This is a genomic window from Rhodococcus sp. BP-160, from assembly GCF_019836205.1.
Taxonomy (GTDB): Bacteria; Actinomycetota; Actinomycetes; order Mycobacteriales; family Mycobacteriaceae; genus Rhodococcoides.
In genome coordinates, this window is the sequence record NZ_JABUEK010000001.1 from 1,228,940 (window position 1) to 1,245,032 (window position 16,093).

At 67.1% G+C, this 16,093-nt stretch carries 16 protein-coding genes; 5 read left to right on the top strand and 11 right to left on the bottom strand.

The window, feature by feature from the left end; all coding sequences use genetic code 11:
• The first annotated feature begins 31 nt into the window (after positions 1–31).
• The 5 genes from HQ306_RS05845 (at position 32) to HQ306_RS05865 (ending at position 4,868) form a co-directional block, all read left to right on the top strand.
• Entirely contained in the window at positions 32–937 is a 906-nt protein-coding gene (locus tag HQ306_RS05845) for a LysR family transcriptional regulator (RefSeq protein ID WP_222628183.1), read from the top strand.
• 215 nt (positions 938–1,152) lie between these two features.
• A complete protein-coding gene (locus tag HQ306_RS05850) occupies positions 1,153–2,355 on the top strand; it encodes a cytochrome P450 (RefSeq protein WP_222628185.1) in 1,203 nt (400 codons plus the stop codon).
• Positions 2,352–3,329: a PDR/VanB family oxidoreductase gene (locus HQ306_RS05855; RefSeq protein ID WP_261770264.1), complete on the top strand. Its 978-nt coding sequence runs from the start codon at positions 2,352–2,354 to the stop codon at positions 3,327–3,329. Before HQ306_RS05850 ends, HQ306_RS05855 begins: the two co-directional genes overlap by 4 nt.
• Before the next feature lie 112 nt (positions 3,330–3,441).
• Positions 3,442–3,951 carry a hypothetical protein gene (locus HQ306_RS05860; RefSeq protein WP_222628187.1) on the top strand — a complete coding sequence of 170 codons (510 nt, stop codon included), beginning with the start codon at positions 3,442–3,444 and terminating at the stop codon, positions 3,949–3,951.
• Positions 3,952–3,968: 17 nt separating this feature from the next.
• Positions 3,969–4,868, top strand: a complete 900-nt coding sequence (locus HQ306_RS05865; RefSeq protein WP_222628189.1) for a LysR family transcriptional regulator — start codon at positions 3,969–3,971, stop codon at positions 4,866–4,868.
• A 67-nt stretch (positions 4,869–4,935) separates the two neighbouring features.
• Here HQ306_RS05865 and HQ306_RS05870 read toward each other — a convergent pair whose 3' ends face one another.
• The 11 genes from HQ306_RS05870 to HQ306_RS05920 form a co-directional block, all read right to left on the bottom strand.
• The gene (locus tag HQ306_RS05870; protein WP_222628191.1) at positions 4,936–5,835 is read right to left on the bottom strand and encodes a dioxygenase; all 900 of its coding nucleotides are present in this window, start codon (positions 5,833–5,835) and stop codon (positions 4,936–4,938) included.
• Complete coding sequence (locus tag HQ306_RS05875) at positions 5,832–6,962, bottom strand: maleylacetate reductase (RefSeq protein ID WP_374197701.1); 1,131 nt, start codon at positions 6,960–6,962, stop codon at positions 5,832–5,834. The genes HQ306_RS05870 and HQ306_RS05875 overlap by 4 nt, the downstream gene beginning before the upstream one ends.
• A complete protein-coding gene (locus tag HQ306_RS05880) occupies positions 6,911–7,633 on the bottom strand; it encodes an alpha/beta fold hydrolase (protein WP_308115485.1) in 723 nt (240 codons plus the stop codon). The genes HQ306_RS05875 and HQ306_RS05880 overlap by 52 nt, the downstream gene beginning before the upstream one ends.
• Positions 7,630–8,391, bottom strand: coding sequence for an SDR family NAD(P)-dependent oxidoreductase (locus tag HQ306_RS05885; protein WP_308115484.1), 762 nt, complete (start codon positions 8,389–8,391; stop codon positions 7,630–7,632). Before HQ306_RS05885 ends, HQ306_RS05880 begins: the two co-directional genes overlap by 4 nt.
• Before the next feature lie 41 nt (positions 8,392–8,432).
• Positions 8,433–9,638: a VOC family protein gene (locus HQ306_RS05890; RefSeq protein ID WP_222628196.1), complete on the bottom strand. Its 1,206-nt coding sequence runs from the start codon at positions 9,636–9,638 to the stop codon at positions 8,433–8,435.
• A gap of 2 nt (positions 9,639–9,640) precedes the next feature.
• A complete protein-coding gene (locus HQ306_RS05895) occupies positions 9,641–10,660 on the bottom strand; it encodes a fumarylacetoacetate hydrolase family protein (RefSeq protein WP_222628199.1) in 1,020 nt (339 codons plus the stop codon).
• A complete protein-coding gene (locus tag HQ306_RS05900) occupies positions 10,657–11,079 on the bottom strand; it encodes a nuclear transport factor 2 family protein (RefSeq protein ID WP_222628201.1) in 423 nt (140 codons plus the stop codon). Before HQ306_RS05900 ends, HQ306_RS05895 begins: the two co-directional genes overlap by 4 nt.
• Positions 11,076–12,554 carry an aldehyde dehydrogenase gene (locus HQ306_RS05905; protein WP_222628203.1) on the bottom strand — a complete coding sequence of 493 codons (1,479 nt, stop codon included), beginning with the start codon at positions 12,552–12,554 and terminating at the stop codon, positions 11,076–11,078. The genes HQ306_RS05900 and HQ306_RS05905 overlap by 4 nt, the downstream gene beginning before the upstream one ends.
• A 177-nt stretch (positions 12,555–12,731) precedes the next feature.
• On the bottom strand, positions 12,732–13,577 hold the full coding sequence (locus tag HQ306_RS05910; RefSeq protein WP_222628206.1) for a CoA ester lyase: 846 nt from the start codon (positions 13,575–13,577) through the stop codon (positions 12,732–12,734).
• A complete protein-coding gene (locus tag HQ306_RS05915; protein WP_222628208.1) occupies positions 13,574–14,737 on the bottom strand; it encodes a CaiB/BaiF CoA-transferase family protein in 1,164 nt (387 codons plus the stop codon). The genes HQ306_RS05910 and HQ306_RS05915 overlap by 4 nt, the downstream gene beginning before the upstream one ends.
• A complete protein-coding gene (locus tag HQ306_RS05920; protein WP_308115483.1) occupies positions 14,734–15,984 on the bottom strand; it encodes an NAD(P)/FAD-dependent oxidoreductase in 1,251 nt (416 codons plus the stop codon). Before HQ306_RS05920 ends, HQ306_RS05915 begins: the two co-directional genes overlap by 4 nt.
• Positions 15,985–16,093: the final 109 nt, after the last annotated feature.

Sequence of the window (16,093 nt, forward strand, 5' to 3'; positions counted from 1 at the left end):
TTGAGTGCCTGAACCGATATATGCTGCGGTGGTGGACTCACGAGTTCTGAGACTGTTCCTCACCCTCGCCGAGGAGCGGCACTTCGGCCGGGCCGCCGCGCGCAGTCAGATAGCCCAGCCGGCGTTGTCCCAGAAAATCATCGGTCTCGAAACCGAGTTGGGAGTGCGCCTGTTCGACCGCTCGACACGGCGAGTCGAGATCACCGAGGCCGGCCGGCGGTTCACCGAACACGCGCAGCGCATCGTCTCGTCGGTGGACCACGCGGTCTCCGACATGCGCGCGTTCGCCAACGGGTTCACCGGCCGGGTGTCCGTCGGATTCGTCGGGACCGCCACCTACGACGTCCTCCCCCTGCTGGCGCACCGCGTCCGCGAGGACCTCCCCGACATCGACCTGCAGCTGCGCGGGGAACTGCTCACACCACAATTGCTCGACGGACTCGGCACGGGTGCATACGACCTCGTGCTGATACGTCCGGGACTCACCGATCGCCCCGCCCCCGCTGTCGAGCTGGAAGTACTGCGGACGGAGAAGCTGGTGGCCGTTCTTCCTGCATCGTCTCCCCATGCGAAGGAACCCGAGGTGAGCCTCGCCGATCTCGCCGACGACACGTTCCTGACCCACCCGTCCCAGTCACGCTCGACCATGCACCACCGTGTGATGGCAGCCTGCGCACGCGCCGGATTCGTGCCTCACACAGTGGAAGTCAGCGAAACGGCCACTCAGGTCGTCTCCGTCGCCGCAGGACTCGGAGTCGCTCTGGCGCCGGAAGCCGTGCGACACCTCGGCCTCGACGGAGTGGTCTACAGACCTCTGGCCGTCGATGAGACCGTTCAACTGTCGTTGGTCCAGCGCAGCGGCGACTCCACAGCCGCAATCGTGGCCGTTGTCGAACTCATTCGTTCCGTCATGTCGCGCAAGCGTTCCCCTGCGTAAGCACTCGGGTCTCCGAGGACAGCGCGATGAAGCAACGCTGCTTCGTCAGTGTGACGAAGCAGCAGCGCACGACTCGCACCCTCGTCGATGCGTGCAGTGCATAGCGACCAGAACATTGCCGGTGGTGGACCCCAGCCCGGCCCGATGATGACATATGTAGCGCAGATCACACTTTTCCGGTGATAGCTGGGAGAGATTTCACTCGAGGGGAACGCATGACCACCACGCCTGCGCCGTCGGAGAACGACGTCCGTCACCTAAGCGCTCACACCACGACACCGGACCATGCGCTGAAGGTGTACGACGACGCGCGAGCGCGCTGCCCCGTCGCACACAGCGAAGAGCACGGAGGCTTCCATCTGATGCTCGATCACGCCACGGTGCGGGCGACAGCGGCCGACCACCGCCGATTCTCCTCGGAGCCCCAGGTCCTGCGGCCCATTCTCCCGCGGGAGTCCCTCGCCGCGTTGGAGATGGATCCGCCTCGACACGGTGACTGGCGCGCTCTGTTCGATCAGGCGGTGACTCCGCACGTCGTCAAGGTCATGGAGCCACTCGTTCGTCGTGACGTGAACCGACACATCGACGCACTCGTGGCCGAGGACGGTGGAGATCTCGTGACAGGGCTCTCCGAGATGGTGCCGGCAGAGGCCATCTGCCGGTTGATGGGAATCGACGACGAGTTGGTTCCCGAGGTACGAGACCGTGCGGTCGCGATGCTCGGCGCGCTGGGTGACCCCGCCGAGTTCCCGGCGAAGCTCCAGCGATTCGCGGAGATCTCGCTGACCGAGATCGGTAAGCGCAAGGAAGCTCCCCGAGACGACTTCCTGACCTACCTGACGACAGCGAAGGTGGACGGAGAACTCGTCGACGACGAGGGGTACATCGCCGTGCTGACCGGCTTCCTCGGTGCGGGTCACCACACGACCACGTCGGGCATCAGCAGCCTCGTTCTCGAGGTCTTCGGTCGGCCCGACGTGCGGGCGCAGCTCCTCGCGGATCCGAGCCTCGTGCCGATCGCGGTGGAGGAAGCCTTGCGGCTCCGGCCCCCGTTCTTCGGGTTCTTCCGTCGGGCGACTGTCGACTCCTCGGTAGCCGGTGTCGACATCGCGGCGGGCGACGACGTCTACCTGGGGTGGGCTGCGGCGAACCGGGATCCGTCGATGTTCGAGTGCCCGTCCGAGTTCCGACTCGACCGCGGACGGAACCGGCACCTGACGTTCGGGTCCGGCCTGCACACCTGCCCGGGCGCCCCGTTGGCCAGGATGGAACTCCGTGTGTGTCTGGAGGAACTGCTCCGTCGAGTACCCGACCTCGAGTTGGACACCCGGTCTTCCGAATACCTGTTCGCCGGTGGTGACTACGCCTACGTCACCACGCTGCCCGCTCGCTTCCCTCGTCGGGACGACGCTCGATGAGCACAGGCATCCCGAGTTGGATGGTGCCCGAGGCGACTACGGCGTCGGCCGACACCATCAAGGTCGACGTCCTCGATCGACGCGCGGTCGCGCAGGACGTCGTCGAGTTGACGCTCGGCGGCCGCGGTCCGCTCCCGACGTGGACACCGGGCTCCCACATCGACATCCATCTCCCGGCCGATCTGGTGCGCCAGTATTCGTTGTGCGGGGACCCGGACGACGCCGAGGTGTACCGGGTCGCGATCCTGCGGGAGTCGGACGGCCGAGGCGGCTCGCTCCACCTTCATGACAGCGTCGCGAAGAACTCGATTCTCGAGATCTCGCCACCGCGCAACCACTTCTCTCTCGCACGAGCCGAGCGGTACGTCTTCGTCGCGGGCGGGATCGGCATCACTCCACTGCTACCGATGATGAGGGCCGCCGACGCGCAGGGAGCGGACTGGACACTCGACTACTGCGGCCGCACACGATGTGCGATGGCGTATGCGGATGTTCTGGAACCCGATCCGAGAGTCCGACTCGCCGCCGCGGACGAGGGCGGACGCCTGGACGTCGAGGCCGTGCTCGCCGCGCCCGGACAGGACACCCTCGTGTACTGCTGCGGTCCGAGTCGCCTCCTCGACGCCGTCGAGGCGGTGACATCGACATGGCCGGAGGGTTCGATTCACACGGAGCGGTTCACACCCCGTGAAATCGACGAACCGGTCCTGCCGTTCGACGTGCAGCTCGCTCGCTCCGGTATGTCCCTGCACGTACCTGCCGATCGCGCCATGATCGACGTTATGGAGGATGCCGGTGTGGTGGTGCCCGCGTCCTGCAGGCAGGGCACGTGCGGAACATGCGAAACCATGGTTCTCGCCGGGGCGCCCCAGCACCGGGACAGCGTCCTCACGCGTGCCGAACAGGACGCCGGCGATTGCATGATGGTATGTGTCTCGCGCGCGAACGGCACATCCCTTCTTCTCGACATCTGAACGGGGACAGACAGTATGGGGCCCCGCCACACCGACAACCATGACGCTCACGCATGACCGGTACTGCATTTCCGACGGCATCGTCGACTGTGATCACTGGAACACTCGACATATGACGACCACACAGAACGAGGCCCTGTTCGACATGTACGGCACCGCGACCCACCGGGACCGCACCGTCGTGGTCGCCGTGGACGGTACGGCCGACGGCTCCTCCGTACGACGTCTGCGTGCCGTCGATCTCTCGATGGCGACCGCGGCGTACCGGCACAGTCGCGCGCAGGGTGGTCACGGTGGCCCGGTGCTTCTCGAGGTGGAGGTCGTTCTGGCGTCGACTGCTCGTGAAGCACGTGTGACGTACCGGGATCTCGCGCTCGCTCCTCGCGACGCACGGTCCAACTATCTCTACGTGGGAACGCCGGCCGGCCTTTCCGGACTCGTTGCCGATATCGGTGCTGCCGGAGTGGCCGATGGGGTTATCCTGATCCCGCTCGACGACCGGATGACGAGTCACCTCTTGGTGTCCGACGCCATTCCGGCCATGGTGCGTATCGGAACGGTCGACGCGCGGACTGCGGAATCGCTGTCGCAAGCATTGGCTCCCTTCGGGCGAGATACCTGACGGAAGGTTTGTCGAACATGGAGGTCCGTGAACTCGAGTGGTTCGTCGTCCTGGCCCGCACCGAGAACGTCACCAACGCGGCCACTCAGCTTCACGTGAGTCAGCCCACGCTGTCCCGGGCGCTGGCCCGCATCGAGCGACAGCTCGGCGTGAAACTGTTCGACCGCAACCAGAATCGACTGCGCCTCAACAAGTACGGCGAGATCTATCGCGCACATGCCGTCCGCGCCATGAGAGAGTTGACGCAGGGTGAGGAGCGCATCAGAACGCTCGTCGATCCCGAACGTGGCGTCGTGTCGCTGGGGTTCCTGCACTCGTTCGGATCGTGGCTCATCCCTTCTCTGCTGGACAAGTACCACGTCGCGTCGCCGCTGACGACCTTCGAGCTCGAAGGTGGTGCCGCCGATGCGATCGTCGAGGCAGTCCGTAGCGGTCGCATCGACGTCGGGTTCGTCGCACCCCGCCCTGTCGCCGAGGACTTGGCCTGGGTTCCACTCGGTCGTGAGCTTCTGTGCCTCGAGGTGCCCCAGAACGACGAATTCGCCGCGCGTGACTTCATTTCCATCGCCGAGATCGCCACTCGACCCATGATCACCCTGGGTCCGAGCTACGGCTTGCGGCACGTGGTGGACCGGTTGTTCGACGACGCGGGAGTCACCCCCATCATCAGCATCGAGGCGACCGAACTGTCGACCTTGCGCGCGTTGGTACGACACGGGAGCGGGATAGCCATCGTTCCGGTTCCTCCTGCGGGCCAGGAGAGTCCGACGGTCACCATTCCCATCATCGATGCGAACGCCTTCCGCTTCTACGGAGCCGTCACGCGGAATCACGGGCCCACCGGGAGCGCGGCGAAAGCGTTTCTCGAGTACGTCTCCGGCCATTTCGCGACGGCCGACGTCGAGGTGGACGCCTAGTACGTGACGCAACAGGCCGATACCACCGGCGGAACCGGGGGTATCGGCCTGTCGACGCGCTGCGCTCCTACTGCTCTGCCGGCGCCAGGACGATGTCGAAGCGCACATCGCTCCACGACGGGACGACACGCCCGTCGGGAGTCGGCTCGGAGGTGTGCCGGACGAAGGACTTGATCAAGGACTCCTTGACTCCGAACACGGCATCCTTCCACCCGATCTCGTCCCCGACGACGAAGATGTGCGTGACCAGACGTCGGTGCTCGGGGGCGGTCACCATGAAGTGCAGGTGGCTGGCTCGCATGGGCGAGCGATTCGTCGCGGTGAGCATGGCTCCCACCGGCCCGTCGTGAGGAATGGGATAGGGAGTCGGGGTGAGCGCCCAGAAGCGGAACCGGCCGTCCTCGTCGGCGAACAGGTGTGCCCGTGCCGCCGTCCGGCCGTCGTCGTACTGGACGTCGTAATTGCCGGCCTCGTCGGCTTCCCACACCTCGATACGCGCACCCGCGATCGGGTGTCCCTCGGTGTCCGACACGCTGCCGGTCACCCAGCAAGGCTCCCCCTCCGCGCCGAACGCCATGTCCGCGCCCTGGTCGATGTGCGGTGCGTTCTCCACGAAGAATGGTCCGAACACGGTGGCCTCCGTGGCATCGGCGACCGGGGGGTTGTTCATTCCGATCACCTGCATGGACAAGCCGAGCACGTCGGAGAGCAGGATGAACTCCTGCCGGGTGTCCGTACACGTCTGCCCGGTCCGGGTGAGAAAGCTGATCATGGACTCCCACTCGGGCTCCGTCAGGCGGAGCTCGCGCGCCGCGGCGTGTACGTGCCGGACGACGGTGTGCATGATCGACCGGAGCCGGTCGTCGGGCGTGCCGTCGAACGAGGCGAGCACCGTGTCGACGAGTGCCTGCTCTCGCGTCTCCTGCACGCTCGACACACTCTGCCGATCGTTCCTGGTGTCGGTCATCCCCGCTCCTCCTCGTCGTGCGGTGTCACGGGCTCGCCGGCCCACGCGGCGGTGATCAGTGTTCGCAGGTCCGGCCCGGTCACCGGGCGGGGGTTCGACGGCGGCGCCAACGGGAGCACCCTCTCCACTGCGAGGTCGATACCGCTCTCGGGCATGCCCAACTCACGCAGGGACTTGGCCGCCTCGAGACCGCGTCCCAGGTCGTACAGACCACGCGCGGCAGGCGCTCCCCCCAGTGCGTCGGACACTCGCCGCGCCGCGTCGAGGGCGCTCGCGGCGTTGAAGTCCACGACGTAGGGCAGGACGACGCCGTGGGTGTCCGCATGGGACAACGAGAACGCACCACCGAGAACGTGACAGATCTTGTGATGGAGGCCGCTCCCTGCCGACGCGAACGCCACTGCGGCGAGGTACGCGCCGTAGAGCATCGAGTCACGCGCGTCGAGATCGTCGGCGTCGGCGATCGTGGCACGCAGTCCCGTCACCAGTGCCCGCAGGCCCTCGGTTCCCCACGCGACGTTGATGGGATCGGCTCGCGGTGCCCAGAAGCCGTCCACGGCGTGGGCGACGGCGTTGAGTCCGGACGCCGACGTGAGCGATCGCGGCAGGGAGGCGAAGAGCATCGCGTCGTACACCACGGCGACAGGCAGCACGCGGGGGTCCGACCCCGTCGTCTTCCGGTCGCCCTCCGTCTGTCCCCACACATCGGTCGCCTCGGATCCCGCGAACGTGGTCGGGACCGCGATGACGGGGATCGAGGTGTCGCGGGCGACGAACTTCGCCAGGCCGGTGGCGGACCCTCCGCCGATGCTGACGATCGCGTCGACCGCCTCGTCCCGCGCTCGGGCGACAGCGGCGTTCCCGTCCGCGACGGGAACGTGCTGGGTCACCCCGTCGATTCGCGCGACCACCGGCACACGAGCGGCGATGCCGTCCGCCAGGTCGGCCGCGAACGAATCCGCGATCACGAACACTCGGGTCGCGGACAGCGAGTCGAGTGCCGTGGCGACGTTGTCGACGGCGCCGCCGCGGCCGAACAACACGCGTTGTGCCGGCGTCCGGTGATCGAAGGCCTTCACGATCGAGCCCCCGCCGATCTCGCCGACGTTCGCAGAGAGTCCAGCCACCGACCGAGCCGAACGGCCACGGCGCTCGGCGCCTCCACGGTCGAGAGATGGCCGATTCCGTCCAACACCGTCAGTTCGGCGCCGGGGACGGCGGCGGCGATCTCCCCACCCCATGCCTGCGGCGTGATCGCGTCCTCGGTTCCCGCCAGCACGAGTGTCGGCACCGTCAAGAACGGGAGTTCGGCACGGCGGTCGCGCCTGGTCATCACCGCGGTCTGCTGCGCGATGAACACGTCGGGTCCGAGGTCGCGTGCCATCTCGGCCGCGAGCGCAGACACGTCCGAACGCCCCCGGCCCACCGCGGTGGAGATCAGCGTGACCGCCTCGTCGAAGCCGCCGCCTCGCACCATGTCGATCAACCCGAGCGAGTTCTGCCGACGGGCGTCGTCGGCCGCGACGGCAGAGGAGTTGAGCAACGCGAGTCCCAGCACCGCGGGGGTACCGCGCAGAGCGATCTCGAGTGACACGTACCCGCCCATGGAGTTACCGGCCAGGTAGAACGAGTCCGGTGCCTGAGCCAGGACACTGTCGGCCATCTCCTCCATGGACGAGCCCTCGCCCCGAACGACGAGGGTCTCCGTCGTGGCGGACACGAGGTCGGCGACCGGCTGCCACAGCCTCTCGTCGGACCCCAGAGCCGGAACGAACACCAGCGGTGCCGCGGTGCTCACGATGCCGCCCCGTCGATTGCCAGGATGCATCCGGAGGTGAAGCCGGCGTGCTCGGACACCAGATAAGACACTGCTGCGGCGATCTCGGTGCCTGTCCCGGTCCGCCCCACCGGGATGGCGGCCCGGGTGGCGGCCTGCGCGTCCTCGGACAAGGCCTCGAAGATCGTGCGCACTCGTCCTGCGTCGGGCAGCACCAGACCCGGCGACACGGAGTTGACGGTGATTCCGGTGGACCCGAGATCCTTGGCGAGCTGCTTGGTGAGACCGTTGACCGCGGCCTTGGACGCGGCGTAGGGCAACCGGGCGCCGACGGTGCCGGACGGCCCGGCGAGTCCGTTGGCGACGGCGGACGAGAAATTGACGATCCGGCCGTACCCATGACGGATCATCAGCGGGACCGCCTCCCGGCAGCACAGGAATGCGCTGGTCAAGTTGTTGTCGAGCACATTCCTCCACACGTCCGCACTGAGGTCGTCCAGCGTGCGGACCTGCGCAGTGCCGCTGCCCCCGGCCGTGTTGACCAACGCGTCGAGCCGACCGAAGTGAGCGTCGATGTCCGAGAAGGCTGCGCTCACGGCGGCCTCGTCGGCGAGGTCGACTGCACAGCTCAGGATGTCGATCCCGGGCACGACCGTCTCGATGTGCTTCGCTGACTGCGCGAGACCCTCGTACTGGATGTCGAGCAGGACGAGCGAGAACCCGTCACGCGCAAGCTGTTCCGCGATTTCCGCACCGAGTCCCTGAGCTGCCCCGGTCACGGCCGCGACTCTGGTGTCCGACGTCGCACTTCCGGCGCCGGTCACCCGAGCGGTCCCCAGAACGTCTCGCCGCCGTACGTGTCCGACATGGGCGCGAGAGTCTCGGGCCACACGCCCGGTTCCACGACTCGACGACTCTCCGGCGAGCGCACCGCACCGTCCCAGCCGACCTGTTCCATGTAGTAGTAGAGCTGCATGACGTGACCGTCCGGTGCGACGGCATGGATGGCGTAGTCGACACCCGGATGAATCTGCTGCGGAAGGTCGATGAGCTTCGCTCCCCGAGCTTCCAGGAACGTCTTCGCCTCGCGGAGCTGCTCGTAGGATCCGAGCTGCACGCCGAAGGAGAGCAGGGTGGTGCTCTCGCTCAGTCCCAGCTCACTCCTGGTCTCGATCGGGAACAGAGCGATGCTGTGATGCTCGGTGTTGGCGCGGAGGAAGACGGCGCGCCGACCCTCCACGACTGTCTCCTCGGACTTCACGAGCCCGAGCGTCTCAGTGTAGAAGCGCTCCGCCGCATCGATATCGGCGACGAAGATGCTCACGGGACCGATACGCACCGGCTTGAAGGGACGGGACAGCAACACGCCGCCGACGTCGTACGTCTTGGGGAGTGTGTCGATCCAGCGGTGACCGGACGTCAGATCGATACCGTCGGCCTCGGCGTCGTCGAGCTCGGTCCCCTCCGACCGTGTGGGCAGCTCGGGATGCTCGTTCGCCCACGGCCACATGGCCTCCGGCTTGCTGACTCCGTCCCAGCCGACCTGCTCGATACCGTACTCGAGCTCGTTGGTGTGACCGGTCGGGTCGGGAAAGTACGTGTGCCAGTTCGATCCCGGATCGCGGCCGTAACGGTCGATCTTCGAGCCCTGCTCCTGGAGCCACAGGCGTGCCTGGACGACCTCGCGCAGCGATCCGACCTGCCAGGTGATCTGGTTGACCGTGATGTCCGGGCGAGCGGAATTCTCGTTCTTGTCCACCCACGGGCGCGGCATGAGCACCAGGGTGTGATGGTCGCTGTTGTGGCGGAGGAAGTAGATCCGGGTGTCCGCGAGACCGTCGAGCCACGGACCGGGGTCGTACTTGTTCAGATCCAGCATGTCCGCCACCACGAATCCGAGGATGTCGCGGTAGAAGGTCACGGCCTCACCCGTGTCGGCCACGCTGATCCCGAAGTGGTTGAGCCTGCGGATCTTGAACGGGCGGTCGTACTCGACCCCGCCGACGGCGTACTTCTTCGCGCTCATGGTCACTGCACTCCCGTCCGTGTGCCGGAAATCGTGTTCGTGACGGAACCGATCACGTCCGAGGAGACCTCGACGACGTCGCCCGGGCTCAGGAACGCGCTGTCGTCCTCGTACTTGCCCTCGGCATCTCGGGGGCTGGAGTCCACAGCGGTCCCCTTCGGCGTTCCGCCGCTGATGAGATCGCCGGGGAACAGCGTGGAGTCACGCGAGAGATACGCACCCAGGGCGGCGAACGAGTGGATCATCGACTTCGTGCTGCCGGACTGCCGGACCTCACCGTTGACCCGCGACTCGACCGCGATGTCCTGAGCATCGAGTCCTTCGTCGACGACGATCCACGGCCCGACGGTCGCCGAGCCGTCGAAGTTCTTCGAGTACTGGAAATCCGGACCGAACGACACGTTGTCGCGGATGGACCAGTCGTTCACCAGGGTGTATCCGTAGATGTACGAGCCGAAGTCGTCGGCCGCGATGTCCTTTCCTCGTCTTCCGAGCACCACGGCGACCTCTGCTTCGTAGTCGAGGAGGTCGGTGCGGCGCGGGAACGGGAGGTCGTCACCGTCGGCGGAGACCACGCGCGGATCCTTGACGAAGAACTTGGGCCCACCGCTCACGAGCCGGCCCAGCGTGCTCTTGTCGGAGTCGCTGGACGTGTTGTCCGCTGCGGCCTGCATATGGTCGGCGAAGTTCGCCAAGGCGGCGAAAATTCGAGAGGGTGTCTCGATCGGTGCATGCAGTCGCACCGAGTCGAGCGCGAACACGAGCTGTTCGCCGGCAGCGCCGGTGCGGACGGCGGAGTCCGAGAGATGATCGAGAGCGGCACGGACGGCGGCCAGTGCGGAGTCACCCTGCTCGATGAACGAGTTCAGGTCGGACGGCACCTCGTGCGCGGCACGCGCACTCGGCCGACGGGTGTCCGTGCTCTCGGCCAGATACTTGGTGTACGCGCCGTGGGCGTCGACGACGTCGTCGTCCACGACGACACCCACTCGACGGTGCGGACCGAAAACTGCGATCTTCATGAGACTCCCTGTGCTGATTGTCGTGTCGTGTCCCGTCGAGCCGGGTCGGCTCCCACGTCCTTCATGAGACGCCCGCCGTCGGGGGTGAGGCTGTAGATGGCGAGGCGAGTGATGAGACCGCCACGCACGGTGAAGAAGTCGCCGAGGATCACGTCGTGGCCGTCGGCCTTCAGGTCGATCTCGACCGCGACGCGCTCGCCGTCGACGACGTACTGCCGGGGCGAGGGCACCATCGTCGAGGACGACAACCCACCCTCGTACATCCGCCGGATCGCATCGGCACCGTCGAGCGTCCCGGTCGCGTTCTGCAACACTGCATCCGAGGCGAACAAAGCCGACACTGCCGCTGCGTCGCCTGCCGTGACACCCGCGAAGTAGGCAGAGACGACCTCGGACGGGGTCGCTGCGGTGTCGCTCATGCGCCGAGGTAGCGGGTCGAGGCGTAGACGGACTGGTACTCGAAGTAGGCATTGATGCCCTCGGGGCCCAGTTCCCGGCCGAGACCGGAATCCTTGAATCCGCCGAACGGTGCCCCGAGGTCGAGGGTGTAGTAGTTCAGTCCGATCGTGCCGGTCCGGACCCGACGAGCGACCGCGAGAGCGCGGTCCTCGTCGGCGCTCCACACGGATCCGCCGAGGCCGTAGTTGCTGTCGTTCGCGATGCGCACCGCGTCGTCGTCGTCGTCGAACGGCATGAGTGCCATCACCGGACCGAATACCTCCTCGCGGGCCAACCGGTCGGAGTTGTCGACGTCGGCGAAGACCGTCGGCTGCACGAACCAGCCCCGGTCGAGGCCCTCGGGCCGGCCGCCGCCGGTCACCAGGCGTGCGTTCGAGTCCTTCGCGATGTCGATGTACCCGAGCACCTTGTCCCGGTGTGTGCTGGTCGCCATCGGCCCCATGGTCACGGCCGGGTCCAGAGGATCACCGAGGACGTACGAGTCGGCAAAGTTCGCGACGGCGTCGACGACCTCCTCGTATCGCGAACGAGCGATGAGAATGCGCGACTGCGTGGTGCAGGTCTGGCTGTTGTTGAGGAAGGAGGAGTTGTCCAGCCCCGCCACCAACGTGTCGATGTTCACGTCGTCCAACACGAGGGCGGCGGACTTGCCGCCGAGTTCGAGCGTGGATCGTCGCAGCAGGCGTCCGCATTCGGCCGCGATGGAGCGACCGGCCTCGGTGGACCCGGTGAACGCGATCTTGTCCACCAGCGGGTGCGAGACGAGCGACGCACCGGCATCACGATCGCCGAGCACGATGTTGAGAACGCCGGCGGGCAGGCCCGCCTCGATCGCGGCATCGGCGAAGACGTAGGAATCGAGGGCCGTCTCGGGGGACGGCTTGAGCACCACCGTGCATCCGGCCGCGAGTGCGGGCGCGATCTTGAACATCGCGAGGGCCTGCGGGAAGTTCCACGGCGCGATCGCTCCGACCACACCGACGGGAACGCGGCGGACGATCGTGGACCCGGCCTGGCTGGGGCGCACGTCCTCGAGGGGCAGGCTCTCGACGATGTCCGCGTACATCCGCAGAAGGGCACCGGGGGCTCCGCCGTTCAACGCCTGCGACAGTCCCAGGATCATGCCGTTCTCGCGGCTCACGAGTGACGCGGTGTCGCCGGCGCGGGCATCGAGCGCATCGGCGAACGCGCGCATCACGGTCGCTCGCTCGGCAGCGGTGGTCCGGCCCCACGGACCGTCGTCGAGCGCTCGCCGCGCGGCGCGCACCGCCACGTCGATGTCGGCCTCGCCGCCGAGAGCCGCGACTCCGATCCGCTCGCCCGTGGACGCCTCGATCTGGTCGCGCAACTCGAGGTGAACGGGGTCGGCCCAGACCCCGTCGATGAAGAACTTCGTGCGGTCGAGGTTGACGGTCCGGTCGACGGTGACAGACATATGAGCTCTCCTTGTACGAGGACGGGGCGGGTGACCGATTGCGGTGAGACCCCGATCACTGTCGATCCTGTGCTCGACCGGTCCGAGTCGCAAGGTCAGGAACTTCCTTGCCCCCATGTCCTCGACGCATCACCGCAGGTGATTCCATACATGCAGCACATGGGAGCCGTCGGCCGGTCAGTCGACGGGGGTGACGCCGGCGGCGCGCAGCACGGCGCGAGCCCGGAGCAGCACCGGCGCATCCACCATGTGGCCGTCGACCCGCACCGCGGCTCCGGCCGCGGCGGCACGCACGATCGCCCGAGCGGACTCGATCTCGCGATCCCCCGGGCGGAACGCTCGAGTGCTCTGCTCGATCTGCGACGGGTGGATCGCGAGCTTCCCGCGCATCCCGAGTTCGACCGCGTGGCGAAGATCGTCTGCGAGCACGTCGCCGTCGTCCAGTGCTGTCGTCACTCCGTCCACGGGTCCGGGCTTGCCGGCGATGCGGGAGGCGAGGACGAGTTCGGACCGGGCGTGGAGCATCGCCGTGCGGGTCGGTTCGCACCCGAGATCGACCGCATAGTCGAGGTGCCCGAACGCGAGGCGGGCCACGCTCGGGTCCGCGGCGATCACGCGTGCCCGGTCGAGTCCGACCGCGGACTCGACGAGCGCGACGACGGGACACCGAAGCCTTCGCGTGAGGTCCCAGTAATCGACGGTGTCGTCCGCCTTGGGCACCATGACGCCCACCAGCCCGACCGACTCGGACAAGCCGTCGATGTCGTCGACATGCTCGACGTCGTCCACCGAGTTCACCCGCACACATCCGCGACCGCCGCCGTCGAGCCACCGCACGACGTCTGCTCGTGCTGCCGACTTGTTCTCGCGTGCCACGGCGTCCTCGAGGTCGAGTACCACCACGTCCGCACCGGACCGAGCCGCCTTGTCGAACCGTGCCGGGCGATCGCCCGGCACGAACAGGAAGGTGGTCGCGTCCCGGATCAGCCCCGGGGTGCTCGTGGCGGCGACCCGCGTCGTCACCGGTGCATGCCCGCGGTGACCGCCGTGATCCCGAACTCCTCGAGGACCGCCTCGGTGTGCTGGCCCACCGAGGGGACGGGCCCCATCACAGCCGACGATCCCGACATCGTGACCGGTGGGATCAGAGCGCGCAGATCACCGACCGGGGACCCGTAGGTGCGCCAACGGTTTCGCGACTCGAGCTGAGGATGCGACGCGAGTCCGTCCATCGTGCGCAGGAGAGCGTTGGCGATGCCGGCCCGCTCCAGGAGCTCGGCGACATCTTCCGCGGACCAGGCCGTGAACACCCGCTCGATCTCGGACCGCAGCTCCGCGTTGTGCTCGACCCGGAGTGAGTTCCGTACGAATCGTGGATCCGTCGCCAGGCCCGGCAACCCCAGGATGCGGTCGCAGAAGACGGCCCACTCGCGTTCGTTCTGGATGCCGAGAAAGACCTCGTGGCGGTCCCCACAGGTGAACGGGCCGTACGGCGCGATCGCGGCGTGCCGCGCACCCGTTCGGCCGGGCGCGGTTCCGCCGTACATCGCGTAGTTGAGCGGGAAGCTCATCCACTCCGCCAGTGCCTCGAGCATCGAGATCTCGATGGTGGCTCCCTCGCCGGTGCGCTCACGGCGGATCACCGCGGTCAGCACACCCGAGTAGGCGTACATCCCGGACGCGATGTCGGCGATGGAGATTCCGACCTTGGACGGTTCGTCCTCGGTTCCGGTGATGGACACCAGACCGGCCTCGCACTGCACGAGCAGGTCGTACGCCTTCTTCGACGAGTAGGGACCCCCTTCGCCGTATCCGGAGATCGAGACGTGGATGAGCCGCGGATCGATCGCGCGCAGCTCCGCCGCGCCGAGCCCCAGCCGTTCGGCAGCCCCGGGCGCCAGATTCTGGACGAAGACATCGGCCCCGGAGACCAATTTGCGCAACGCTTCCCGGCCGTGGTCCGTCTTCAGGTCGAGTGCGACCGATTCCTTGGAACGGTTGAGCCAGACGAAGTGACTCGCCAGTCCGTTCACCGTCTCGTCGTACGCGCGGGCGAAGTCGCCGACGCCCGGGCGTTCGATCTTGATGACGCGTGCACCGAGATCAGCGAGTTGACGTGTCGCGAAGGGGGCAGCCACGGCCTGCTCCAACGACACGATCGTGAGTCCGTCGAGTGCGTTCACAATACGTTCTCTCGTTCGTCGGCGCGGGCCGGCCGCCCGATCCGGTCGGCCAGTAGAGAGGGGCTCTCGAGGGTCTTCGTGAAGCGGAGAACCTCGGCCGCGAACTCGCGGTCGTGCGACATCCGCCGGAACATCTCGAGGTCGCGATCACGCGCGACCGGATCTGACGAGTGGAACAGCAGCCTCTTGTTGGCCGAGGCGCGCGGGCTCGCCTTCTCGACGAACGCGGCACGGCGCTCGCGGGCGTAGGCGGTGAGCACCGAGTCGTCGGCCTGCCCGAGTGCGACGGCACCGAGCGTCTCGATGAGTGCGTAAGCGTCGAACAGTCCCATGGTCAGCCCGAGACCGCCGGTGGGGTTGGTGGCGTGTGCCGCGTCACCGGCGAGAAGCACACGACCGGCGCGGAACGACGACGCCGCGCGCTGGTGCATGCGGTACGGCGACGTCGCGACGATCTTGATACCTACCGCGACCTCTGGACCGAAGACGGCCGAGAGGAACGCAGGCATACGGTCGTCGATGGAGTCGGCCGGGAGAGCCGCATCCTCCATGTAGGTGTAACGCCAGGTGCCGTGGTCGCCGTCCTCGTCGATCTTCGCGATGATGGCCCCGTAGACGTCGTCGACGTAGAACGTCGACTGAGCCCACCCCTCACGATCGTCCGGGAAGCGAATGTTCGTGGCGACGAAGCGTTCCGGCCACGTCATCCCGTCGAAGCCCAGATCGAGAACTCGGCGGACGGTCGATCCGGCGCCGTCGGCGCCGACGAGCCACTGCGCCGACAGGACGGTCTCCGCGCCGGGCCCGGAGAACGTCACTGTGACACCGGCGTCGTCCTGCTTCACTCCGGAGATCGGGTGATCGAACAGCACTCGCGCGTTGTCGAACTTCTGCAACTCGCGCAGGACGACCGCGGCGAGCGCTCCCTGTCCGAGATGAAGATTGAAGGGCCTCGCCACCTTTCCCTCCAGTGCCTGCAGGCCGTACGGGATGATCTCGCCCGTGTCTCGCACGCGGTAGGCGTAGTCCTGCTTCAGGAAACCTGCGGCACTTGCCTTGTCGAGCAGACCGAGCCGAGACAACCCGTCGAGCGTCGACCAGTGGTAGACGATCGCGCGGGGGGTGTCCTGCAGAGCCGAGCCACGTTCGACGACGGTCACGCTGACACCCTGCTGGGCGAGACCCAGGGCGGTCAGCAGCCCGGTGGGTCCGGCTCCGGCGACGATGACCTGCTGTTGATGTTGCACGATTCCTCCGTACTCGTTCGCGACCCGACCCCTGTGCGTGCGGCAGATGCCGTTGTCGCTCCACCCATCACGATCCTGCACGGGGCTTCGGAAGGCCAATGCCATTGCC

Bases quoted from the DNA above. Each gene is read 5' to 3' on its own strand.
- HQ306_RS05900 (WP_222628201.1), bottom strand. From the start codon at position 11,079: ATGAGCGACACCGCAGCGACCCCGTCCGAGGTCGTCTCTGCCTACTTC.
- HQ306_RS05855 (WP_261770264.1), top strand. From the start codon at position 2,352: ATGAGCACAGGCATCCCGAGTTGGATGGTGCCCGAGGCGACTACGGCG.
- HQ306_RS05895 (WP_222628199.1), bottom strand. From the start codon at position 10,660: ATGAAGATCGCAGTTTTCGGTCCGCACCGTCGAGTGGGTGTCGTCGTG.
- HQ306_RS05850 (WP_222628185.1), top strand. From the start codon at position 1,153: ATGACCACCACGCCTGCGCCGTCGGAGAACGACGTCCGTCACCTAAGC.
- HQ306_RS05890 (WP_222628196.1), bottom strand. From the start codon at position 9,638: ATGAGCGCGAAGAAGTACGCCGTCGGCGGGGTCGAGTACGACCGCCCG.
- HQ306_RS05905 (WP_222628203.1), bottom strand. From the start codon at position 12,554: ATGTCTGTCACCGTCGACCGGACCGTCAACCTCGACCGCACGAAGTTC.
- HQ306_RS05860 (WP_222628187.1), top strand. From the start codon at position 3,442: ATGACGACCACACAGAACGAGGCCCTGTTCGACATGTACGGCACCGCG.
- HQ306_RS05870 (WP_222628191.1), bottom strand. From the start codon at position 5,835: ATGACCGACACCAGGAACGATCGGCAGAGTGTGTCGAGCGTGCAGGAG.
- HQ306_RS05865 (WP_222628189.1), top strand. From the start codon at position 3,969: ATGGAGGTCCGTGAACTCGAGTGGTTCGTCGTCCTGGCCCGCACCGAG.